Source organism: Candidatus Accumulibacter phosphatis, assembly GCF_012939955.1.
Classification (GTDB): Bacteria; Pseudomonadota; Gammaproteobacteria; order Burkholderiales; family Rhodocyclaceae; genus Accumulibacter; species Accumulibacter delftensis.
This window is the reverse complement of the sequence record NZ_SPMY01000040.1, coordinates 60,890-82,570: the sequence shown is the minus strand read 5'-3', so window position 1 is coordinate 82,570 and position 21,681 is coordinate 60,890. Positions and strand designations below refer to the sequence as shown.

The 21,681-nt window shown below is 63.4% G+C and carries 18 protein-coding genes, 1 tRNA gene and 3 pseudogenes; 13 read left to right on the top strand and 9 right to left on the bottom strand.

The genetic code is table 11. The features are described from left to right. Positions 1 to 71: 71 nt before the first annotated feature. The 4 genes and pseudogenes from E4Q23_RS24895 to E4Q23_RS25250 all read left to right on the top strand — a co-directional run. Positions 72 to 431 carry a helix-turn-helix domain-containing protein gene (locus E4Q23_RS24895; protein ID WP_336511694.1) on the top strand — a complete coding sequence of 120 codons (360 nt, stop codon included), beginning with the start codon at positions 72 to 74 and terminating at the stop codon, positions 429 to 431. Between the two features lie 342 nt (positions 432 to 773). Further along, entirely contained in the window at positions 774 to 1,430 is a 657-nt protein-coding gene (locus E4Q23_RS14320) for a DUF47 domain-containing protein (protein ID WP_169067254.1), read from the top strand. Positions 1,431 to 1,943: 513 nt separating this feature from the next. After that, a complete protein-coding gene (locus E4Q23_RS14315; protein ID WP_248595452.1) occupies positions 1,944 to 4,157 on the top strand; it encodes a SulP family inorganic anion transporter in 2,214 nt (737 codons plus the stop codon). A gap of 98 nt (positions 4,158 to 4,255) precedes the next feature. Further along, positions 4,256 to 4,579 (top strand): annotated as a pseudogene (locus E4Q23_RS25250) (SUMF1/EgtB/PvdO family nonheme iron enzyme); the annotation flags it as partial. On the opposite strand, the pseudogene E4Q23_RS14305 reads toward E4Q23_RS25250, so the two are convergent. Beyond that, a pseudogene (locus E4Q23_RS14305) lies at positions 4,528 to 4,944 on the bottom strand (formylglycine-generating enzyme family protein); the annotation flags it as partial. The pseudogenes E4Q23_RS25250 and E4Q23_RS14305 overlap by 52 nt on opposite strands. Positions 4,945 to 5,108: 164 nt before the next feature. Here E4Q23_RS14305 and E4Q23_RS14295 point away from each other — a divergent pair. Next, complete coding sequence (locus tag E4Q23_RS14295; protein ID WP_169067251.1) at positions 5,109 to 5,333, top strand: hypothetical protein; 225 nt, start codon at positions 5,109 to 5,111, stop codon at positions 5,331 to 5,333. A gap of 293 nt (positions 5,334 to 5,626) precedes the next feature. Here the strand turns inward: E4Q23_RS14295 and E4Q23_RS23940 are convergent, their stop codons facing one another. The 4 genes and pseudogenes from E4Q23_RS23940 to E4Q23_RS14280 form a co-directional block, all read right to left on the bottom strand. Next, on the bottom strand, positions 5,627 to 5,782 hold the full coding sequence (locus tag E4Q23_RS23940) for a hypothetical protein (RefSeq protein WP_248595451.1): 156 nt from the start codon (positions 5,780 to 5,782) through the stop codon (positions 5,627 to 5,629). A 44-nt stretch (positions 5,783 to 5,826) separates the two neighbouring features. Beyond that, positions 5,827 to 6,033 (bottom strand): annotated as a pseudogene (locus tag E4Q23_RS25245) (cadherin-like domain-containing protein); the annotation flags it as partial. Between the two features lie 183 nt (positions 6,034 to 6,216). After that, the gene (locus E4Q23_RS14285; RefSeq protein ID WP_169067249.1) at positions 6,217 to 6,762 is read right to left on the bottom strand and encodes a hypothetical protein; all 546 of its coding nucleotides are present in this window, start codon (positions 6,760 to 6,762) and stop codon (positions 6,217 to 6,219) included. Positions 6,763 to 6,966: 204 nt separating this feature from the next. Next, the gene (locus tag E4Q23_RS14280) at positions 6,967 to 7,302 is read right to left on the bottom strand and encodes a c-type cytochrome (protein ID WP_169067248.1); all 336 of its coding nucleotides are present in this window, start codon (positions 7,300 to 7,302) and stop codon (positions 6,967 to 6,969) included. A gap of 265 nt (positions 7,303 to 7,567) precedes the next feature. Between E4Q23_RS14280 and E4Q23_RS14275 the strand changes: the two genes are divergently transcribed. Beyond that, positions 7,568 to 8,320 (top strand): SDR family oxidoreductase, encoded by a 753-nt coding sequence (locus E4Q23_RS14275; RefSeq protein ID WP_169067247.1) that lies wholly within the window; start codon positions 7,568 to 7,570, stop codon positions 8,318 to 8,320. Positions 8,321 to 8,391: 71 nt separating this feature from the next. Continuing rightward, positions 8,392 to 9,213, top strand: coding sequence for a pyruvate, water dikinase regulatory protein (locus tag E4Q23_RS14270; RefSeq protein ID WP_169067246.1), 822 nt, complete (start codon positions 8,392 to 8,394; stop codon positions 9,211 to 9,213). 94 nt (positions 9,214 to 9,307) lie between these two features. On the opposite strand, the gene E4Q23_RS14265 is transcribed toward E4Q23_RS14270, so the two are convergent. Next, a complete protein-coding gene (locus tag E4Q23_RS14265; protein ID WP_169067245.1) occupies positions 9,308 to 9,640 on the bottom strand; it encodes a c-type cytochrome in 333 nt (110 codons plus the stop codon). Positions 9,641 to 9,750: 110 nt separating this feature from the next. Beyond that, a complete protein-coding gene (locus E4Q23_RS14260; RefSeq protein ID WP_169067244.1) occupies positions 9,751 to 11,415 on the bottom strand; it encodes a nitrite reductase in 1,665 nt (554 codons plus the stop codon). Between the two features lie 209 nt (positions 11,416 to 11,624). Here E4Q23_RS14260 and cobA point away from each other — a divergent pair, with 209 nt between their 5' ends. Beyond that, a complete protein-coding gene (cobA, locus tag E4Q23_RS14255; RefSeq protein ID WP_169067243.1) occupies positions 11,625 to 12,407 on the top strand; it encodes a uroporphyrinogen-III C-methyltransferase in 783 nt (260 codons plus the stop codon). Positions 12,408 to 12,448: 41 nt separating this feature from the next. Here cobA and E4Q23_RS14250 read toward each other — a convergent pair whose 3' ends face one another. Further along, positions 12,449 to 13,339, bottom strand: a complete 891-nt coding sequence (locus tag E4Q23_RS14250) for a 1,4-dihydroxy-2-naphthoate polyprenyltransferase (RefSeq protein WP_336511693.1) — start codon at positions 13,337 to 13,339, stop codon at positions 12,449 to 12,451. 221 nt (positions 13,340 to 13,560) lie between these two features. Further along, a tRNA-Leu gene (locus E4Q23_RS14245) sits at positions 13,561 to 13,647 on the bottom strand. 183 nt (positions 13,648 to 13,830) lie between these two features. Here E4Q23_RS14245 and queA point away from each other — a divergent pair. The 5 genes from queA to E4Q23_RS14220 all read left to right on the top strand — a co-directional run bounded on the left by queA (position 13,831) and on the right by E4Q23_RS14220 (position 21,667). Continuing rightward, positions 13,831 to 14,889, top strand: a complete 1,059-nt coding sequence (queA, locus tag E4Q23_RS14240) for a tRNA preQ1(34) S-adenosylmethionine ribosyltransferase-isomerase QueA (RefSeq protein ID WP_169067241.1) — start codon at positions 13,831 to 13,833, stop codon at positions 14,887 to 14,889. Between the two features lie 82 nt (positions 14,890 to 14,971). Continuing rightward, complete coding sequence (locus E4Q23_RS14235) at positions 14,972 to 19,180, top strand: SNF2-related protein (protein WP_248595449.1); 4,209 nt, start codon at positions 14,972 to 14,974, stop codon at positions 19,178 to 19,180. Between the two features lie 199 nt (positions 19,181 to 19,379). Beyond that, positions 19,380 to 19,784, top strand: a complete 405-nt coding sequence (locus E4Q23_RS14230) for a DUF2934 domain-containing protein (protein WP_169067240.1) — start codon at positions 19,380 to 19,382, stop codon at positions 19,782 to 19,784. A 78-nt stretch (positions 19,785 to 19,862) separates the two neighbouring features. Further along, positions 19,863 to 20,336: a carbohydrate-binding protein gene (locus tag E4Q23_RS14225; RefSeq protein ID WP_169067239.1), complete on the top strand. Its 474-nt coding sequence runs from the start codon at positions 19,863 to 19,865 to the stop codon at positions 20,334 to 20,336. A gap of 155 nt (positions 20,337 to 20,491) precedes the next feature. Beyond that, positions 20,492 to 21,667, top strand: coding sequence for a DUF2863 family protein (locus tag E4Q23_RS14220; protein WP_169067238.1), 1,176 nt, complete (start codon positions 20,492 to 20,494; stop codon positions 21,665 to 21,667). The last annotated feature ends 14 nt before the right edge of the window (positions 21,668 to 21,681 follow it).

Genomic DNA, 21,681 nt, shown 5'->3' with positions numbered 1-21,681 from the left:
TGCTCCTGCAGCACTTTCTCGACGAGGCAGCCGCGGCGATCAGGAAACCGGCTCCCGAACCATCGAACGAGTTGATCACGCTGCTCTCGAACTACCACTTCCCGGGTAACGTGCGCGAGCTGCGGGCAATGGTCTTCAACGCCATGGCCTTGCATCGAGGCGGTTCGGTACTGGCCATGGACAGCTTCCGCCAAGCCATTCAAAAGCAACAGCAGCTACGTGCCGACTACCCCGTGGCCGAACCATCCGACGGACTGCCGATCGTCATCCCGGGACGCTTTCCGACCCTTGACGAGGTCGAGGAGGCCATGGTCGCGGAAGCACTCCGCCGCGCCAAAGGCAACCAGGGCGTCGCCGCCACGCTGCTCGGACTGTCGCGTCCGGCTCTCAACAGGCGTTTGGCGCGGCGAGTGATTCAAGCCAGATCCTGAGCCGCGGAATGCGACGAGCCGCAAATCCCGGTCGATCCGCGGCCGATGTAACATTTTGCTATCACAACGCCGGCATTCCGAAACTGCGTGTGCGCCTGTCGGAAAGCGTTTACTGCCACCGGAAATGACGTTGCCCTAAGCGCTACTGCGCTTTGTTTCACCCCCTGGAGCGTAAATGGCAACAGGCATCATGATCGCCAACCCCTGCCCCCACTTGCATTTCCGCTTTCCTGCACATCTGAGGGGGCTGGCATAGAAAATGCTTTGTCGAGTCGGTCGGCCGCGTAGTGGTCGCGTTCAGACTTTTGCCCTCGTCATTTTCTATATGGGAAAGGCTTAAACATGTCAGACGTTAGCACGGAAGCATCTTCTTTCACCCGCCGGCTCCTGCAGCGGGTCTTCCCGACGACCACCGATTTTTTCGCCCTACTCGCCGAACAAAGTGCTCATGTGAATGGCGCCGCCGGCCTGCTCGTCGAATACATGGGCAGCGACAGCTCCCAGGCGACCAAGAAAATCGGCGATGCCGGGCGCGAGGGCGATCGACAGAAGATTCGCAACCTGACCCTGCTGAACGAAGCTTTCTCGACGCCAATCGACCGTGAAGACCTGCATCGGGCGTTCATCAATCTCGATGAGATCATCAACAGCTGCCAATCAATCGTCGTCGAAATGGATAGCGAGCTTCTCGCCCTGAAGCCTGACAAGGCCTGCCTGGAAATGGCTGTTTACCTCAAGGCCGGGGTGGAAGCGGTGGCCGCGGGCTATGGCCGCCTGGCGAAGGAACCGCAAGCAGGCCGGGCCGACGCCGAGAAAGCCGATCAAGCGGTGAAGAGCCTGACCCGCACCCTCCGGCGCGCCCTGGCCGAATTATTTCAGGACAACGACTTCCAGAATATTTTCCGGCGCAAGGAGATCTACACCCAACTGAGCCGGGCCGGCGACCGTCTCAACATCTGTAACAGCACACTACTGGATATTGTCGTGAAGCTCTGCTGAACACCCGCCGTGTCTTGCGGAGGCGGGGAACACGAGCGTCCCGACTGCTCCTGGCCGCGTGTCGGGTGAAGGCAGGGATCGAGAAGGCCGCTGCTGCTTGGCGCCCACGCCGTCCGCGGGGTTCACGTTGTGCCCTTGCGCACAGCGCTCCCAACAATCACTCAAAGCACTGCATGCAATGGAAGCCCTGCCTATTTAGCGCTGCTGACCGCTGCCGTATAGGGGTTTTATTGCAGCCCGTGGCGGCCCCGTAGTCAACGGCCAGGAACCTGATCCTTTGCGCGAACGGCGCGGAGTTTGTCCATAGCGTGATGCATGCTTTATTGTCATGCCAAAAAAACAGTCAGCAGCGCGCCCCGTTCGCACAGCCAGGGCGTTGAGCCGCTATACTTCCGAGCACACCCGACGCAGCGTGGACAAGATCTCCAGGACTGCGTTTTATTTTTGGCCCTGCAGCAGACCAATGGTCCACAGCAGGGCGATTTCTGCCGTTATGGCGGGAGGCCTCAAGGCATGGAAATGGCATTGAATCTCAAGAACGACAAACTCGTCGGTGATTTCTGGGGCGGTTTGGCGTCGATGCTGGTCGCCCTGCCGTCGGCAATCGCTTTCGGCGTCACCATCTACGCCGCCATCGGCCCCGAGTACGCCGGCCTGGGGGCGCTGGCCGGCATTCTCGGGACCACCGCTCTTGGCCTGATCGCACCGACACTCGGTGGCACTGACCGCCTGATCACGGCACCTTGTGCGCCGGCGGCGGCGGTGTGCTCGGCCTTTGCCATTGAACTGGTACAAAACGGCGTTCCGGCGACCTTCATCGTGCTGATGTTAACCGCCCTCGGTCTGGTCTGCGGGATCGTGCAGCTGCTGCTCGGCTTTCTCGGCGTCGGCGGACTGATCAAGTACATCCCGTTTCCGGTCGTCAGTGGCTACCTCAGTGGCGTCGGCCTGATCATCATCGGCAGCCAGATCCCCAAGTTCATGGGCGTAATGGATGGCTCATCCTGGTGGCGAGTGGTGATTGCGCCCCATCTGTGGCACTGGCAAACGGCGCTGATTGGCGCGGTAACCATCGCCGTGATGCTCGGTGCGCCGCGCTTCACGCGCCTCGTGCCGGCCGCGATTCTCGGTTTGCTGGCTGGCGTGATCACCTATTTCGCGATCGCTTACACGGTCGACGACTCCTTGCTGGTCATGGAAGGCAACGCGCTGATCATTGGCCCGCTGGGTGGCACGGCTTCGAGCATGCTGAACGCGATCACCGGCCGCTGGCACGAAATAGGCGAGCTCAAGCTCAGTCAGATCGGTGCGCTGCTTGGCACGGCGCTGACCCTGGGCGTTCTGCTGTCGATCGATACGCTGAAGACCTGCGTGGTGCTCGATACCATGACCCGCAGCCGCCACGATTCGAACCGTGAACTGATCGCCCAGGGCTCCGGAAACATCGCCTCGGCCTGCGTGGGTGGCATGCCGGGCGCCGGCCAGATGGGAGCAACCCTGGTCAATCTCACAAGCGGTGGCCAGACGCGGATTTCCGGCGTCATCGAAGGGGTGCTGTCACTGATCACTTTCCTCGCCCTGGGAAGCCTCATTGCCTGGATTCCGGTCGCCTCCCTGGCGGCCATCCTGATCATCGTCGGCGTGCGCATGATCGACCGCAGCAGCCTGCATCTGCTGGACTCGCCATGGACGCGCTTCGACTTCTTCGTGGTCCTGACGGTGGTTGCCGTGGCCCTTGGCTACAGCCTGATCGCGGCGTCGGGCGTGGGCATCGTTCTGGCCATGCTGCTTTTCATCCGCGAGCAACTGAGCAGTACCGTGATCCGCAACAAGATTGACGGTGGCAGCCGCTTTTCGAAGCGCGTGCGCTTGCGTGAGGACATGGAATTGCTCGAGAAAGAGGGAAAGCAGACGGCCATTCTGGAGCTGCAGGGCAGCCTTTTCTTCGGCACCAAGGATCAGTTGTATCTGGCGCTCGAACAGGAAGTCGGTACGCGTAAGTACCTGGTGCTCGACATGCGGCGCGTCCAGTCGGTGGACGTCACGGCCGTGCATCTGCTGGAGCAGATCAGGGACTCGCTGATCGAACGTGACGCTTTTCTGATCTTCTGCAGTGTCTCGAAGACGCTGCCCAATGGCCGCAACATAGGCGAGCTCTTCGAGCAGATGGCGCTGACGACGACCAGCGAGCAGGTCAAGATCTTCCCTGAACTCGACGACGCCATCGAATGGATTGAAGACCAGATCCTGGGCAAGGATGTGCAACAGGAAGCCGACATCGCTCCGCTGGAACTCGCCGACATCGAGGTCTTCAGCGACCACAAGGATGAGACCCTGATTGACCTCGAAGCGTCCTTCGAGCGACGCTCGGTGGCCAAGGATGGCAAGGTGTACTCGTTCGGCGATCAGGGCGACGAGCTGTTCCTGATTCGCAAGGGAGCGGTGCGCATCACGCTGCCGAGTGCTGGCGACCTCCCCGGCCATCACGCGCTGACCCACGGCCGCGGTGACTTCTTCGGCGGGATGGCCTTTCTTTCCCACATGGCGCGCTTCAACGACGCCACCGCCGTCGAGGATACCGAACTCTTTGTGCTGCCACGTCACCAGTTGGAGAAACTGCGCGAGGAACACAAGCGGCTGGCCTTCGAGCTGATCGAGGCGGTCGCCAAAGTGCTGGCCATGCGCCTGCGCTATTCCGACAAGGAACTGATGGCCATGCAGGATTGAGGTGCAAGTCGCGCAAGCGACTGACGGAGCACCCTCCTACCCGCGGAGGATGTCGCGGGCCTGGCCATCTAGACCCTCGGCTACGCGGCGGGGTCGAAGTGGAAAGCGGAAGCCATGCCCCTCGCCGATCGCGGCAAGCAGCTTCTGGACCTGCTGAGCATCGAGGGACTGGGCCCGCCGCACGTGGCCGGGAGGGGCGGCGCTACGCCTGGGGAGAAGCCTTCGACCCCAGCCGCTGCAACAGCTTCGAAACCCATGTCCGGGGCCCCACGCCGGTGGGCGTGTTTCCCGGGCGAGATACCCCGCAAGGTCTTGCGGACATATGTGGCAACGTTTTTGAATGGACCGGCAGCCTCTACCGCGCGTATCGCTACGAGGCCGGCGATGGCCGCGAGAATCCCGACGATGGCGAAAGGCCGGCGCGTGGTGCGCGGTGGCTCGTGGTTCGACAGTCGCCGCGCACCACGCGCCGGACATCGCCGCCCGGATCGGTATCGCCTGGCTCGTCGTACTGGTTCAGGCACCACTCCCAGACGTTCCCGGCCATGTCGTGGCAACCCCAGGGGGAGGTTCCTTGCGGATAGATGCCTGCCGCCGAGGTCTGCGCGAGGTAGTGCGGTCCCTCCGCTTCCCATGTCTCGTTGATGTTGGCCTGCCCCGACTCGAATTCGCCCCAGGGGAATTCGCGGCCATCAGCGCCGCGAGCGGCCTTTTCCCATTCCTGCTCGGTCGGTAGCCGGACCTCATGGCCGAGCATCTGGCTCAGCCAGCGGCAGAAGGCCATGGCCTCGAACCACGAGGGTGAACCTTACCTCGCGCTCGCCGACAGCCAACAGGCTGGCGGCTGTCGCCCGGTGCAAGAGCTGGCTGTCGAGAAATCTGGCCGCCTCCGCCCTGGCGACTGTCGTCGCGGTATCGCCGTGCCTATCGGCGTCCCCGGCATATACATGCTTGGCTGAAAGTCAAAAGCGAAAGCAAACCGACTGGCTTTCTCGCCTCGTCAGGCCGTCGACGCCAGATTTCTACGGAAAAGCGACACCGTTAACAGCCCATGAACGGTCTGAGCAGATCGGCGGCTCGGTCGATGATGTTCATTCGACGGTGTTCTTGGTGTTCGCGCCGGGAAGCAAGGGGGACATGGACAGTCGTCAAGCGATGGAAATGCGATTCGGATGATAGCGCGAAACGGCAATGCCCAGGCACGGCGAGCTGGAAGGCCTCTGAGCGCCATCGACCGCATTGGCACGGTGCGTAACGCCCCGGTTCAAGCCTCCCAGAAACCAGGTATTGCGGAACCATGGCCAGCAACGGGAAGAGCATCGCCGATGCGATCGCGGCGCTGTCACCAGACCAGACCTTCGGGATGTCTCCCATGTAGCCGAGACAAGCTGGCTTTCGATGCGGTTTTGCCGCGGAGTCGCTGACCGCCGCCGACCGACGTCTGAGGTTCGCGTCGCCGTCCGCGTCAGTCAAGCCAAGGTTGAGCACCGAAAAGTCGCCGCCTCGCTACCGATACGCTCGGGTAGCGCCTGCGTCGTCCCGGTGATGGCGATCTGCGCGTTGACGTCGCGTAGGGTGATCGGCTGGACGAGCGGGTCGATCTCGCTTCCGGCGCCGTCACGCAAAAAGAACGTGACGCTGTCGCTGGCATCCGCCGAGAGCTCGCCCTCGTATGCCGATAGGTGATCTTGCCGGCCAGTATGTCGTCCTGGCTGAACACGCTGCCAACGCTGAGCGGAATTCCGTTCTTGAGCAACGTCCACTTCCCGGGCAGGGAGTCGACGCGGTCGGTGAGCTGGTCGTTCTGGTTGTCCTGATCGACGACCGGCAGCTCCGTGTGGGTGATCGTCGCCGTGCCACCTTCATTCAACACCATAGGCACGGCGGGTGTCCCCGTCGGCACGTCGTTGCGCGCGCTGACGATAAAGCTGGCGCCAAGAATCGAGCGCTACCGACGAGTTCCATCAGAGCCACCCTGCTCCCGTTTCCGGCGCCAAGGGTAGCGCCAGAGGCGTCGTTGCTCACCTACCAAGCGCCGCATCCGTGGACCGGCAGACGCCTACCGATGGTCGCCGTCGCTATCCACGACGCTGATTTCGAGCACCTCACCGTCGATCGCCTGCGAGTCGACCACCCGATGCAGGAACTGATAGGCCACCCGCCATTGCACGCGCCCGCAGAGCAGAGTCACGGTCTTGTCGTTGAGACGAATGACCTTGCCACTTCTTTCCTGCTGGTCGCGGCCGACGAAGCCGACCATCTCGCCGACAGCGACCTCATTGCGACCCAGCCCCTGGCGTGGCTGCTCGCGAATCTCGACGTCGGCACCATCGACGTTGATCGCCGCATACTCAATCAGCCAGCGCTTTTGCGTCGCAATCTCCAGGACCAGCACGCGCTTGCGACGCAGTTCGATGATTAGTCCGCTGGAGCTCGCGTTTTCCCTCGGCTCGAAATAGGAAATCGTCTGCCCGACGCGCAGCCGCGAACGAATCGAATCAAGCCACTGCGGCTGTTCGAGTACGCGGTCGATCCCCGCCCGCATCCGGTACAGCTCGAAGGCGGAAGCCTGATTGAGCGCTTTGAGCACATCGGAGAAATTCATTCTGGAGCCTCTTTGCGGGACTTGGTGGGTGGCAGTCGAAACGTCGCAGCCACTAAGGAGAGCATCGCCGCCCTGGCTGCAAACCTGCCCAGCGGCCCAGTTACCGATTGTATCGCCGCGAAAGCCTTTGCAGCGACCCCGGGCGGACAGCGAACGGCCGAAGCTTGCAACATCGCAGGTGATCCCTTCGCGCGCTTCCCGGACCTATTCCTCGGGGAATCTCACCATCAACTGCTGCACGATCCAGGTCGCCTCGGCTTCCGTAAGAAAGCGATGCCAAGGTGGCATTGCTGTCCCCGGACGACCGCCGTAGATGGTGGCCACCAGTGAGTCGACGGGCTTGTCGCGCAAGGCCTCGGGCGTCAGGGCCGGACCCAGGCCACCGTGCAAGGTCATGCCGTGGCAGGAACCGCAGTCCTGACGAACGAGGTGCACGAGTTGCTTCTGGCGTTCGGGCGTCGGTGCCTCAGGCTGAGGAGCAGCCTCGGCAAAGGCGCCGGGAGAAACCAGCAACAGGGCGAGAACAAGAACGATGGGCATGGTCGGCGAGTCGGTAGGGTTGGGCTCTGTGGCGCCTTGGCTCGCCCTCTTCCGCGCTAACGAGAAGAAGGCAGCGAGCCGGCATTTTATCCGAAGACGGCCTTGAAAACGGCTCGCACGGCGCCCGATCGCTGTCCATCGGTGACACAGCAGCGGCAGTTTGCGCGCTCGTCCCCCACGGCCCATAATGCGCGCTTGCGTCGCCGGCAAATGGCGGCGGGAATCGATAACGCGATAACGACGCGACAACAGCGGGAGACAAGCAATGGATCTTTGGACATGCCCGGCAGTGGTCACCGGGGCAGCATCGGGCCTGGGTGCGGAAACGGCGCGTTATCTCGCCGAGGCGGGAGCCAAGGTGACGGTCATCGACATCGATGCGGTCGGCGTACAAAAAGTTGCCGACGAAATCGGCGGCCTGGCCATTCCCTGCGATGTCGCCAATTCACTCGCTGCGGAGGAGGCCCTGGCGACGGCGCGCGATGCGCACGGAGCGGCGCGCGTGCTGGTGCACTGCGTCGGCCGCGGGCACTCGGAACCGACCGTGGGTGTCAATGGGCCGATGCCGCTCGAGGACTTCCGCCAACTGGTTGAAGTGAACCTGATCTCGACCTTCAACATGATGCGTCTCGCCGCCGCCGATATGGCGCGGCTGCAGCCGCGCTCAAACGGCGAACGCGGCGTCATCCTGTCGACCGCTTCGGTCGCCGCCTACGATGGGCAGAGCGGCGAAGCGGCCTATGCGGCGTCGAAAGGCGGCGTGGTGAGCATGATCCTGCCGGCGGCGCGCGAACTCGGCCCGCTGGGCATCCGCGTCGTCGGTATCGCCCCCGGGCTGTTCGGCACGCCGACACTGTTTGCCATGGAAAAGAACCTCGATTCGCGGCTGGCACACCAGATCCCGTTTCCGCATCGCTTCGGCGACCCCTCCGAGTTCGCGATGCTGGTCCTGCACGTGTTGAAAAACGTGATGATCAACGGCACCGTGCTGCGCCTCGACGGTGGTCACCACCGCTGAACACGCGCCACGGCGTAGCCAGCGATAACCGCCACCACTCATTCGTCAGCTTTGGCTGGTAAAGGATGCTTGTGAGCAAGACACTCGTATTGCACCTCGTCTCGCATGCCTCGGGAGAACTGGTCGAGTTGCTGGCGCGTAACGCCATCGCTCAGTTCGCAGGGCTGGAAGTCGAGCGCCGACTATGGAAGATGGTCCGTCACCTCGGCCAGGTGCCCGAGATTCTTGGCGAGGTGGCGCAGAGGCCGGGTTACGTCCTGCACAGCATCAGCCACGCCGACGTCCGACAGGCGCTCGAAGAGGGTTGCGGCCGTCTGCTCGTCCCCTGCCAGTTTGCCCTCGAACCGCTGATCGCGAACCTCGCCGAGTACTCCAACACGACTGTTCAGTTCCACAGCAGTTCAGGCGACGCTTTCGACGAAGACTACTACCGCCGCATCGAGGCCATGAAATATACCCTGGCCCACGATGACGGCATTGCCAGCGAAGATCTCGATGGCGCCGACGTGATCGTCGTCGGCGTCTCGCGGGCCACCAAGACACCAACCTGCATGTACCTGGCCTCACGCGGCATCAAGGCCGCCAACGTACCACTGGTGCCGTTCTCGCCGCCGCCGATGGGACTGCTGAAAGCAAATGGACCGCTGATCGTCGGGCTGACGGTGGACCCGACACGGCTGGCGCGCGTCCGCTCCGCGCGCTTGCGGTCATGGGACAACGAAGACAGCCAGTACAACGACTTCAACGCCTTGCGCAAGGAGGTGCAGGACGCCCGTCGCCTGTTCGTCGCACGCAACTGGCCGGTGATCGACGTCACTCACCGCTCGATCGAGCAAGTGTCGGCAATGATCATCGATCTGCTCAGGGCACGCGCCAGCGACGCGCCCATATAGAGCGAGGCATCGCGGGCGTTCCGATGCGCCTGTGAGAGCCTTTTCTTGCCGCCGGTCGGCCTGTCGGTCCGGCTTGCTGCCGCCAGGCTTGAAATCAGGAATCCGGCAGGGTGAGAATCCACTTGACCAGGATGCGGATGTTGTCCTTGCCGGCGCGCTTGTTGGCCGACATGTAGTCGTCACCCCAGACGCCACCACCGCCCTTATAGACTTTTTCCACCAGCACTTCCTCGACTTCCGGTTTGCCGCGATAGCGTTTTGCGACATCGCGCCAGGCGGGGCCGCGTACTTTTATCTCGACATCGTGGCAGCCCAGGCAACGACTCTCGTCGGCCAGTTCAAGCATGGCAGGGTCAACCGGCGGTGGCGCGGCGATGGCCAACTGCGAACACATGGCGGCCGATAGCAAAAAGACGGGCACTTTCATCGTTGATTCCTTGCGGCAGTTGAGGTGCTGACGATTATGCCGGCAATCGAGCCAAAAAAAAACCGGGGGGGCCATGGCCCCCCCGGCTCAGAACAGACGCTCAGCAGAGATCAGTAGACGTCGTGCTGGGTGTTGTAGACGTTGAACTTGCCGGTCGGCGTGACCAGACGCTTGTCCTTGATCACTTTCTTGACCGTACGCGTCTTGTCATCAACGACGACGATTGCCGACGGCTCGGTCTTGTTGCCGGTCCAGACGGAGAACCAGACCTCGTCACCTTTTTCGTTGTACTCGCCATGCACCACGCGCTGCAGACCCTTGGTCTTGCCGAGATCGGCAGCAGCAGCGAGGTTGATAACCTGCGACTTGGCGTCCGGATTACCCAGTTCGTCGATGTTATAGACGGAGACCGAACCGGCCAGTTCAGGATCTGGGTTCAGCGGCGCATCGGACCACAGGTTCTTCGAATTCGGATGCGTCTTCACGAACAGTGAGTTGGCACCGTGGTTCTTGAGTTCCTGAACGACTTTCCAGGCTTGCTCCGGATGGCCTTTGGGATCCGTACCGATCAGGGTGATCACGTCAGCGCCAAGGTGCGACGTTGCCCAGACCGGACCATACTTCGGATGAGTGAAGTTGGCGCCACGACCCGGGTGCGGGATCTTGGCAGTGTCGACCAGAGCAGCCAGCTTGCCTTCCTTGGTGTCGACCACGGCGATCTTGTTGGACGCGTTGGCCGCAACGAGGAAGTAGCGCTTGGTCGAGTCAAAACCGCCGTCATGCAGGAACTTGGCGGAGTTGATGGTCACTTCCTTGAGGTTGGCGATGTCGGAGTAGTCAACCAGCTTGATCATGCCGGTTTCCTTGATGTTGATCACCCACTCCGGCTTGTCGTGCGAAGAGACGATCGAAGCCACCCGCGGCTCCGGGTGATACTCGCCATCGACCGTGACGCCGCGCGTCGAAACCAGCTTCAGCGGCTCGAGGGTTTCGCCATCAAGAATCGCGTACTGGGGAGGCCAGTAGGCGCCGACGACGGCGTACTTGTCCTCGTAGCCTTTGTACTTCGAGGTGTCGACCGAACGCGCTTCGTAGCCGGCCTTCATCGTGGCCACGATCTTCGGCTCTTTGTACCACATGTCGATCAGATCGTAACGGCCGTCACGGCCAATGACGTGAACGTAACGCCCGGAAGCCGAAATACGCGAGATATGCACCGCGTAACCGGTCTTGACGATACCCCAGATTTCCTTGGTATCGCCATTGATCAGGGCAACCTCACCCGAGTCACGCAGGGTCACCGCGAAGACGTTCTTGAGGTTGACGTCGTTCATCTGCTTGGTCGGGCGCTCGGCGACCGGCACAACCAGCTTCCAGCTTTCCTTCATGTCTTTCATGCCCCATTCCGGCGGCACGTCGGCCGGCATCTGGACATACTTGGCCATGTCGGCAAGCTCCTTCTTCGACAGAATGTCGTCGAAGTTGGGCATGCCGCCCTCGGTACCGTAAGTCATGATTTTTTCAAGACGCGAGGAACCGAGCTTGGTGGTGTTCTGCGGCTCGAGATTCTTACCGGTCGCCCCCTTGCGCAGCATGCCATGGCAGCCAGCGCAACGTTCGAAATAGGTCTTGCCGGAAGCCGCCTTGTCCTCGGCCGACAGCGTCGGTGCGTCGGCAGCCGGCGCGGCGGCCTTCTCGGCCTTGGCCGCAAATGCCATGTTCATCGCGAACGGCAACGCTGCCAGCATCAATACGTTACGAATTACCTTCTGCATGCTTGTTTCCTCTCCTCTTGAAATTTCTCGACTGTCGCCCGGTTAACATCCGTGTCAGACTCGGCGCAGGATGACATGCCTGTGCGGGTCCATTCCTTGACCTCCATCAAATATCAGGGATCGCAGAAAGCCTATGGTCGCGTCCGAGTTGAAAAGCAAGGCGACGGGCGCTTATGCTTGCACCTCAGCCAAAAACCGGAAAAAAAGGAATGATGCAAACACCCTCCTCGCCGTTAGTCGGAACCGTCTACATCGTCGGCAGCGGGCCCGGTGACCTCGATCTGCTCACCCTGCGCGCCGCGCGGCTGATCGGCGAAGCGGACGCCATCGTCTATGATCATCTGATTGCCGAAGGGGTCCTCGAACTGGCGCGTGCGAACGCCGAGAAGATCTACGTCGGCAAGAAAAGCTCCAATCACACCGTCCCGCAGGAGCAACTCAATCAACTGCTGGTTCGCCTCGCGCTTGCCGGTAGGAAAGTCGTCCGCCTCAAGGGGGGCGACCCCTTCATTTTTGGACGAGGCGGCGAGGAAATCGAAACTCTCGTCGAGTCCGGCATCCCTTTCGAGGTCGTTCCCGGAGTGACCGCCGCCGCCGGCTGCGCGGCCTACTGCGGCATCCCGCTGACGCATCGCGATCATGCCCAGGCGGTAGCCTTCGCGACCGGCCACCTCAAGGACGGCACGATCAATCTCGACTGGCCGGCTTTGGCCCGCCCGAAGCTGACCGTGGTCTTCTACATGGGCGTCGGCGGCCTCGCCGAAATCTGCCGCCAGATGATCGCCCACGGTCTACCGGCCAGCCACCCGGCAGCCGTCGTGCAACATGGCACGACTCGCCGGCAACGGGTGTTGACTGCCGATCTGGGAAGCCTGCCGGCGCGTGTCGAAGCGGCGGGAATCGGCTCGCCAGCACTGATCATCGTCGGTACGGTGGTTCGCCTGCACGACAAGTTGGCCTGGTTCCAGCCGCCGTCAGGCAACTCGACCTGATGCTAGCACTGGCCGCCCGGCGAGCCCTTGCCCCTCCTCGCTCAGACAACGATCGCCAGCGCCAGGAGAAGCGCGTAGACGAACTGCAAGCGGGCAGTGCTAGCCAGTATCTGGTTGAAGACCGGACCCGCGGGCGCACGCCGAAAGCGCTGCAGCAGCCGCAACGCTGGCGGCAGTAGTAGCAGCGGCAGGACTACTAGCCAGAGCCCGCGCCCCATCGCCAGCGCCAGGCAGGGCAACAACAGCAAGGGCAGCAACAGTTCCGCCGCATAGACCCATTGCGTCGCCTGCCGGCCGACGACGACGGCCAGGGTTCGCCTGCCGGCCCGCGCATCGGTCGCCAGATCGCGGTAGTTGTTGACCGTGATCACCGCCGCAGCGAACAGCCCGAGCATTGCTCCGGCCAGCAGAGCGGCCGGGCTGATCGACAAGGTCTGCAGGTAGTAGCTGCCACCCACGGCCGCCAGGCCGAAAAAGAGCACCACGAACAATTCGCCGAGCGGGGTATAGGCGATCGGCCATGGGCCGCCGGTGTAAGCCCAGGCGGCGAGCAGCGACGCCAGCCCGATGACGACGATCGGCCAACCACCGTGGTAGGCGAGATAAATGCCGAAGTTGAACGCCAGCGCCAAGGCGAGCCACGCCGCGCGCCGTACGGCGGCAGGCGGCAACCAGCCCATTGCCGTCACTCGCGGCGGCCCGAGACGATCGGGCGTATCGCTGCCGCGTTCGAAATCACCCACGTCGTTGTGCAAATTGGTGCCGATCTGGATCAGCAAGGCGGCCAGCAGAGCGACCAGCGCAGGCTGCCAGAGGAACTTGCCGGTCTGCGCCCAGGCGACGGCATGGCCAACGAGCAGCGGCGCGACGGACACCGTCAGCGTCTTGGGTCGGATGGCAAGCCACCAGGCGCCGAGAGGCGAGGGCTGCACGGCAGGTTCAAGCATTGCGCGGAGTAAGTCGTCCGGGGGTTTTGGGATTTGAGGAGTTCCGGGCTTGCCGCCCACCCCCCAGCATAAATCCAGGCGCAATTCTGGCGTAAAACAAACCGGGAAAGGTGGTTTTTTGCGGTAACATGCGCCCAAATGACCAACAAGGCAGCGCCGCAAATGCTTGAAACCAAACAAAAACCCGCATTTCTGCGGGTTATAGGTGGTGCCGAGAGGGGGAATCGAACCCCCACGATGTCACCATCGGCGGATTTTGAGTCCGCTGCGTCTACCGATTCCGCCATCTCGGCTTCGGCCCGAAGTTCGCGAGCCAGAAGAGCTGCGAATTATCGCTGATTCTCCGGCAGCCGACAAGCTACAAAATGGCCAGGCCAGCAATAAGGCACGCAGCCAGCCATCCCTAGCCTGCCCGCCGCTGGACAGCCCCCCTTAGCCCCCTTAGTCCCCAAGCACTCCAAGTACGCTACACACCCATGCTCACCCTTGATGACTTTGACTTCGACCTGCCGGGCGAACTGATCGCCCAGCACCCGACTGGCGAACGCAGCGCCAGCCGACTGCTGCAACTCGGCGACGGCGCGCTTGCCGATCAGCGCTTCACAGCACTCCCGGACCTGCTGGCTGCCGGCGATCTGCTGGTGTTCAACGATACGCGCGTGATCCGCGCCCGCCTCCTCGGCCACAAGGAGAGTGGTGGCCACATTGAAGTGCTGGTCGAGCGCATCGTCGACGCTCGCCACGCGGTGGCGCAGATCCGCGCCAGCAAGTCGCCGAAAACCGGCAGTCGGATCATTCTCGAAGACGCGATCATCCTGATCGTCGACGGCCGTAGCGGCGAACAGGGCGAATTCTTCGACGTGCGCCTGGCAGACGAGCAGGCCAAGGGCGGGGCAGACGAAGGCGACCTATGGAACCTGCTCGAAAAACACGGCCGCTTGCCGCTACCGCCCTACATTACGCACCCCGCCAACGCCGACGATGAAGCTCGCTATCAGACCGTTTTCGCGCGCCACCCGGGCGCCGTCGCGGCGCCGACGGCCGGCCTGCATTTCGACGACGCGCTGCTGGCGGAACTTGCGCAGCGCGGCGTCGAAGTGGCGTACTTGACGCTGCACGTCGGCGCCGGCACCTTTCAGCCGGTGCGCGTACATCAGATCGCCGCACACCGCATGCACGCCGAGCGCTTCGAGATTCCGTCGGCAACCATCGCCGCCATCGCCCGCACCCGCGCCCGCGGCGGCCAAGTCGTCGCCGTCGGAACGACCAGTCTGCGCGCCCTCGAAGCGGCTGCACAGTGCGGTGACCTGCAGGCCGGCCCCGCCGAGACGGATATCTTCATCACCCCCGGCTACAGGTTTCGGGTGGTGGACCGTTTGATCACCAATTTTCACCTGCCGAAATCGACCCTGCTGATGCTGGTTTCGGCGTTCGCCGGCCGCGACGCCATTCGTTGCGCGTATCGACACGCGATCGCCGAACGCTACCGCTTCTTCAGCTACGGCGACGCGATGCTGCTGACCCGCCGCTCCTGACTCTGACACTTTTCACACTCACCCACTTTCACCCTCCGCCTGCCACGCACCTGCCACCCTCCATTTTCACACTCACGCGCCAATGAACACTCCCGCTCTGAACGCCGCCGCCATCGAGAAACTCGACCGCCAAGGGCTGCCGCCCGACATTCACAAGGTCGCACTGGCCAGCGCGCTGCTGTGGACTTTTCGCACCAATACCGACGTGCACCGCCTGCTTTCGCTGAGTGGGCTGCAGAATGCCGCGGGAAAGACCTTTAGCGCCAGCGAGGTCAGGGCCGCCACCCAGAAGCTCCGGGAAAGCGAGCTGCTGGTCGACGAGCCCTCGCGGGCGACTACTTTTCATCTCGTCGACGCATTGCGTACAACTCTCTATCGGCAGCTACTGGAAACCAGTCACGGTGACTCGCTGGCACGCCTGATCGCTGACGCCGACCGCTTTAACCCCGCCAGAACGGCTTACTACTGGCCCACGGCCAGTGTTCCGACGACCGTCGCCTACGTACGCGCCAAGTTTCTCTCCGGCGCAGCCAGCGAAGAGCTGTCGCACATGCGCATGATCCTGTCCCGCTCGATGGACTGGAGCGTAATCCTCGGCGAGGCCGTCCTGCAGCCTTTCGACGGACCGAGTTTCCAGCGCATCGAACCGCTCTGGCGTTCGCAGCTCGCTTGCCAGGCGACCGCCAGCGTCTGCGTCTTCTGTGCGCAGCGCTTCTTGCCGCTCGCCGATTGGGCGGTCGAGCAGCTGGCCAACGATCCCCAGGCCTTGTCCACCGACCTGCGGCTCACCCTCGGCGAACTGGCCATGCAGCGCGGCGACAGCGCCATGCTGGAAACAGCGCTGGATGGAGTTGACGAGGGCCTGAGCACGGCGATTCGTGCCGCGGCGCTGGTCATCGATGGGCAGTGGGGCGCCGGCCAGGCAACATTCGAAGCGGCGCTCAAGCTGTGCAAGAGCGAAATTGGCGGCAGCAAAAACCTCCTGCCCGGCAGCCTCGCCTGGTTCTATCCGCTTTCACTACTCGCGCAGGCGACGCCCAGGCACCTCGAACTGGCGCGCAAGTTCTGCGTCGGCGAGTCCGGCAAGCGTGCCCCCAGCCCCTACGGTGGCTGGGGGCGCTGGGTGCACGCCATCGACGTCCGCCTCGGCAGGATACCGCTCGAGCAGGCAGCGTTCAGGCCGACTCACGACCTGCAGACGCGCTGGGCACTCGACTCGCTATGGGCGGTCTTGCTCGCCGCCTGGCTGGGTCACGAGACGATCGCCGAAAACAACCCGCAGGCCGCCCTGAGCGAGTGGCGAGCGCTGATCGACACCCTCCGCCAGGCATTGAACAGCTGCCGCCTGACCGCGCTGATGCCGATGCTCGACGGCAGCCAGGCGGTACTCGAAGGACGCGATCCGCCCGAACATTTCTTCATTGCCGGTAGTGGCCAGCAATGGCAGGAGGTCCTGCTGGCGCTGCAATCGCTGGGCGGCAGTCAGCCGGCCAGCGGCAACGGCGAAGCGACGCGCGTACTCTGGGAACTCGAAATCGGCGGCCAGGGTGATCTGCTCGCCATCAAGCCCTTCGAACAGAAGCGCGGCCAACGCAGCTGGGGCCGGCCGCGCCCCATGAGCCTGGCGAGGATCGCCGGCAACCAGCAGCTGGCAAGCGCGGATGCGAAAGTCGCGCGCGCCGTGCGCCTCGAACACGGCTACCGCAATCGCTACCACATCGATCTGGCGGCGGCGATTGTGGCACTGCCCGGGCACCCGTACATCGTCCTGCCAGGTGCGCCAGAGCAGTTCGTCGACCTCAGTGAAGCGGCGCCGGAACTTGAAGTAGTCCGCGAAAAGGGGCGCTTCGTGATGCGCGTCGAGCCGCCACTACGCGCACCGCTTGCGGCCACTTCCTACTTTGCGCAGGACGCCGACGAACGTCGTGAAGCGGAAGCACTGCGTCTGATCACGCTCGTCGTCGATGCTCCTCAGCGCCTGCGTCTGGTTCGTTTTTCGAGTGCGCAGCAGCAGGCTGCACAGCTCGTCTCGGGTCGTTTTTCGGTGCCCGCCGAGGCACCGAATGCGCAAGACGAACTCACCAAGACCCTGCACGCGCTGGCGCTTCATTTCCACGTTCATGCCGACTCGACCCAGGCGACGCGGCAAGTGAGCAGTGACTCCCGGCTGCGCGCCGAACTTTCACCGCTTGGGGACGATCTCTCGCTACGCCTGGTGGTCGCGCCGCTCGGTCCGGACGGACCGCGCCTACCGGCCGCGGCGGGCAGAGTACGCTTGATGGCGGTACTCGGCAGCGAAACAGTCGGCACCGAGCGCGACCTGAACGAGGAGCGCCAGCATCTGGACTCGGTACTCGACGCCCTGCCCTTTCTCGACGGCGGCGAGCGCGATGGCTGCGGCAGCGAATGGCTGATCGAAGACCCGGAGGAAGCACTGGCGGTGGTCGAAGCACTGCCGAGTTTGTCGGCGATTGCTGCGGTCGACTGGCCGAAGGGCAAGAGCGTGCGTGTACTCACCCTCGACAGCCGCCAGCTCGGCGTAAAAATCAGCCGCGAACGCGACTGGTTCCGGCTCGCCGGACAGGCGACCCTCGACGAGGGCCTGGTCCTGCAGCTGGAAACTCTGCTCAGTGCGGCCCGCGCCAAGAGCCGTTTCGTGCCCATGGGCAACGGCGTGTACGCGGCTCTGACCCGCTCGCTGAAGCAAAAACTGAGCGATCTGGCAGCGGTGCTGGAAAGCGACAAGAACGGTGGCAAGGTGCCGACCATCGCCGCCGCCTGGCTCGACGAGATTCTCGACGGCACCGAACTCGACGCCAGCAAGGACTTCCGCCAGGCCATCGACCGCCTGCGCCAGGCGCAGGCCCTGGTTCCGAAACTCCCCAGCCTGCTGCAGGCCAGCCTGCGACCGTATCAGGAAGACGGCTATCAGTGGGCGATCCGCCTGGCGACTGCTGGCGTCGGCGGCTGCCTGGCCGACGACATGGGCCTCGGCAAGACCCTGCAGGCGCTCGCCGTGCTTCTCGAACGCGCCGCTGGCGGCGCCGCATTGGTCATCGCGCCGACCTCCGTATGCGGCAACTGGCTGGCAGAAACGTTGCGCTTTGCGCCCAGCATCAACGTCCGGATCTACAGCGAGGCGAGCGACAGCGAACGCGAGGAACTGGTCACCACGGCCGGACCGCAGGACCTGCTGATCGTCTCCTACACGCTGCTGCAACTGGCCCAGGAGCGCTTCGCCGGGCGCCACTGGCACACTCTGATCGCCGACGAGGCGCAGGCCATCAAGAACGCCGCCGCCAAGCGTTCGCAGGCGGTCTTCGCCCTCGACGCCGACTTTCGTTTGGCATTGACCGGCACGCCGGTCGAAAACCGCCTCTCCGACCTCTGGTCGATCATGCGCTTCGCCAACCCCGGCCTGCTCGGCAGCAGCAGCCGCTTCGACGAGCGCTTCGCCGGCCCGATCGAACGTAACCGCGACCGCGAGGCACAGCACGTGCTCAAACGTCTGGTCGGCCCCTTCGTTCTGCGGCGCACCAAGTCGGAAGTCCTGCAAGAGCTGCCCGCGCGCACCGAGCTGATTCTGACGGTGACTCCGGAAGCGGCGGAAGCGGCACACTACGAAGCGCTGCGCCGCGAAGCCGCGAACGAAATCGACGCCAGCCTCGACACTGCGCCGCAGGCACAAGCGCGCTTCAACATCCTCGCCCAGCTGACGCGCCTGCGTCGCGCCGCCTGTGACCCACGCCTTTGCAGCCCCGAACTCGGTATCGTCGGCGCCAAGGTGCAGGCTTTCGCCGAACTCGCCGCCGAACTCGTTGCGAACGGACACAAAGCGCTTGTTTTCAGTCAGTTCGTGGATTTTCTTTCAATGTTACGCGAACAGATGGATGCGGCCGGAATCGCTTATCAGTACCTCGATGGCAGCACTCCCGCCGCCGAGCGTACGCGGCGCGTCGCCGCTTTCCAGGCCGGTGAAGGCGATCTCTTCCTGATCAGCCTCAAAGCCGGTGGCTTCGGGCTCAACCTGACCGCCGCTGATTACGTGGTCATCACCGATCCATGGTGGAACCCGGCCACTGAAGACCAGGCCATGGGTCGTGCGCATCGCATCGGCCAACTGCGGCCGGTGACCGTCTATCGCCTGGTGACCAAGGGCAGCGTCGAGGAACGCATCGTCGAATTGCACCACGAGAAACGCGCGCTGGCCGAAAGCATCCTGGAAGAAGGCGAAGCCAGCGCCCTGCCCTCTACCGAGGATCTGGTGGCGCTGATTCGCGGCGCGGGCTGATTCGCGACGCCTGGACCAAATTCGCGGCGCGGGCTGATTCGCGACGCAGGCGGTGACCACTCCCGGAAAATAGCTATTTGCCTTGACCGGAAGCGCCGATTTTTCTATCCTGCCGAGGTACGCGCGGGGCGGCGCAGCCGCCCACGTGCCCGCTCTGTGCACCAACCATACTGACATCGAAAGAAAAAAGGGATAGATCATGGCTGAAGAAACCACGACCAGCACGACCAAGAAGAAACCAGCCGCCAGCAAGTCGGCGACCAAACCAACGACATTAGCCGCTGCGGCAGCCACCAAGCCGTCCGCAGCCAAGCCACCGGTGGCGACGAAAGCCGCTCCCGCTGCGGTGAAGAAGCCGGCGGTGAAGAAGCCCGCAGCGCCTGCGGCCACCACCATCCCTGCAGCGAGCAGCCCACAGCCCGTGGCCGCTGCGCCGACCCCCGCTGCCACGCCAGGCGCAGAAAAGCCGAGCGCTGAAGAACGCTATTCCATGGTCCAGTCGGCGGCCTACTTCATTGCTGAAAATGACGGTTTTCAAGGCTCTTCGACGCAATACTGGATTGAGGCCGAACGTGATGTGGCCGCACGACTCGGGGAAATGTAAGACCCGCGTAGCGGCAAAGATCTCGCTTTACGGCCTCCGCGTCGCGGAGCGCCGCTTACTGATGAGGGGTTTGTAGCCATGCGCAAGCGAGTAATCTCCGATGTCCAGCAGGCCGGCGCTTCGCCGCACGGGGACTGGCTCAATCTCGAAGACCTGGCTGAGGTAGAAATCAGTTCGGAAGACGCGGCTCACCCCATCGAGTCTGCCCTGGTGCCAGGCGGCGGCAGCGGCTGGCGTGCCGCTGTTTCGGGCAAGCAGACCATCCGCCTGCTCTTTGCACAGCCGCAGACGTTGCGCAGGATCTGGCTGTCCTTCGTCGAAACCTCGGTGCAGCGTACCCAGGAGTACGTTCTGCGCTGCTCTGCCGATGGCGGACAATCGTTCCGGGACATCGTCAGGCAGCAATGGAACTTCAGCCCGGACGGGGCCACCAGCCAGAGCGAAGACCATCGCGTCGAGCTGGCTGCGGTCAACATCCTCGAACTGATCATTACCCCCGACATCGGCGAGCAGGCGGCGTTCGCATCGCTGGCACAGCTGCGCATCGCCTGAGGGGCCGCGTTCTCGCGCGCCGGCTGGCGACCGTCGCCATGCCCGCCAGGCAGATGTACGAACAGGCACGAAAACACACGAAGATGCACGCGCGCGGACGCCGGGCGCGCCAGCTTGCTACAATGGCGGATTGACTCTGCTGCAGGCTCCCGACGATGAAACGCAACCGCTTCTCCTCCCGCAAGCGTATTTCTGCTGACGCCACCGAACTCGGCCGTCTGGCCATCGGCTTGGCCGAGTCGGGCAGCAAGCTCGAGGATTTGTTCTGGCAGAAACGTCTGGCCGAACTCGTCGACCAACTGCTGCACGATGGCGCCGAGGAGGACTTGAACGCCTCGCTGGACCGCCTCTTCGACACGCACGCGATGGCCCATGACGATCTCGCCGACATCGTCGAGTCACAGGCCGAATCGTGCATCATGCTCGATCGCGGCCAGGATTTCGACGTCCTGCTGATTGCGGTTCCGGTACTCGGCTGGTCGCGCTTCTCGATTCCCGCGACGGCGATTCCGCAGGGCCTCCTGCAGACCTTGAAGGTCCAGCTTGGGGCGCACGTGTTTGCCGCCGGTGCCCGCGTCGCGCTGGCCGATTACCTCTATAGCCCGGACCAGCTCCCGCACAGTTTTGTCGACACCTGGCAACTGCTGCAGAAACTCGGTGCAGCGGCGCTCGCCGGCTGTGATCTCAGCGTAGACGCCGCCAGCATGCCGGAAACAAACCGCTTCCTCTCCGACACCCGCTACGTGATCGGGGCGCTGGCGGTGCCGCGTGGCCTGCCCCTTTTCCGCTGGAACGAGGAAGACAAGAGCACCCGTGAGACGGCGCTCAAGGAGTGGCTGCGCCAGGGCGCCCCCTGCTTCGAACCGCTGCTGACCGGCTGTGCCTATCAACCGCTGCTCGCCGACGCCTACCATGCCGCCTGTCGCGCCGCCGACAGCGCCTCGCGCCCCTACTCGCTGAACGCCTCGGTGGCCTTCCTGCAGGCGACACTTGGTGAGTCAGCCGACAATCTGCGCGCCATCGTCGGCGGCTTTCACGACAAGCGGCTGGAAGAATACCGCATCGGCTTTGGCCCATGCGACGACGATGTCATTTACCACGGCGTGGTCTGGCCTTTGCTGGGCATTGAAGACGAAACGACCGACGTGGCTGGAGAAATCGAGGGCGTGCTGCGCAAGACCGGTCTCAAGGAAGTCACCGTCCTTGACCAGCAGTTCCCCTATGAGTTCTGCGACGACTGCGGCGCACCGCTGTATCCCAATATCGAGGGTGAGACGGTCCATGCCGAAATGCCCGAGCAGGACGACTCGCCCTCGCAGACGCTGCACTGAGCGGCGGCGGGCAA

Coding starts and splice junctions, on each gene's coding strand:
- E4Q23_RS14320 (WP_169067254.1), top strand. CDS start 774: ATGTCAGACGTTAGCACGGAAGCATCTTCTTTCACCCGCCGGCTCCTG.
- E4Q23_RS14315 (WP_248595452.1), top strand. CDS start 1,944: ATGGAAATGGCATTGAATCTCAAGAACGACAAACTCGTCGGTGATTTC.
- E4Q23_RS14285 (WP_169067249.1), bottom strand. CDS start 6,762: ATGAATTTCTCCGATGTGCTCAAAGCGCTCAATCAGGCTTCCGCCTTC.
- E4Q23_RS14280 (WP_169067248.1), bottom strand. CDS start 7,302: ATGCCCATCGTTCTTGTTCTCGCCCTGTTGCTGGTTTCTCCCGGCGCC.
- E4Q23_RS14275 (WP_169067247.1), top strand. CDS start 7,568: ATGGATCTTTGGACATGCCCGGCAGTGGTCACCGGGGCAGCATCGGGC.
- E4Q23_RS14265 (WP_169067245.1), bottom strand. CDS start 9,640: ATGAAAGTGCCCGTCTTTTTGCTATCGGCCGCCATGTGTTCGCAGTTG.
- E4Q23_RS14260 (WP_169067244.1), bottom strand. CDS start 11,415: ATGCAGAAGGTAATTCGTAACGTATTGATGCTGGCAGCGTTGCCGTTC.
- cobA (WP_169067243.1), top strand. CDS start 11,625: ATGATGCAAACACCCTCCTCGCCGTTAGTCGGAACCGTCTACATCGTC.
- queA (WP_169067241.1), top strand. CDS start 13,831: ATGCTCACCCTTGATGACTTTGACTTCGACCTGCCGGGCGAACTGATC.
- E4Q23_RS14235 (WP_248595449.1), top strand. CDS start 14,972: ATGAACACTCCCGCTCTGAACGCCGCCGCCATCGAGAAACTCGACCGC.
- E4Q23_RS14230 (WP_169067240.1), top strand. CDS start 19,380: ATGGCTGAAGAAACCACGACCAGCACGACCAAGAAGAAACCAGCCGCC.
- E4Q23_RS14225 (WP_169067239.1), top strand. CDS start 19,863: ATGCGCAAGCGAGTAATCTCCGATGTCCAGCAGGCCGGCGCTTCGCCG.
- E4Q23_RS14220 (WP_169067238.1), top strand. CDS start 20,492: ATGAAACGCAACCGCTTCTCCTCCCGCAAGCGTATTTCTGCTGACGCC.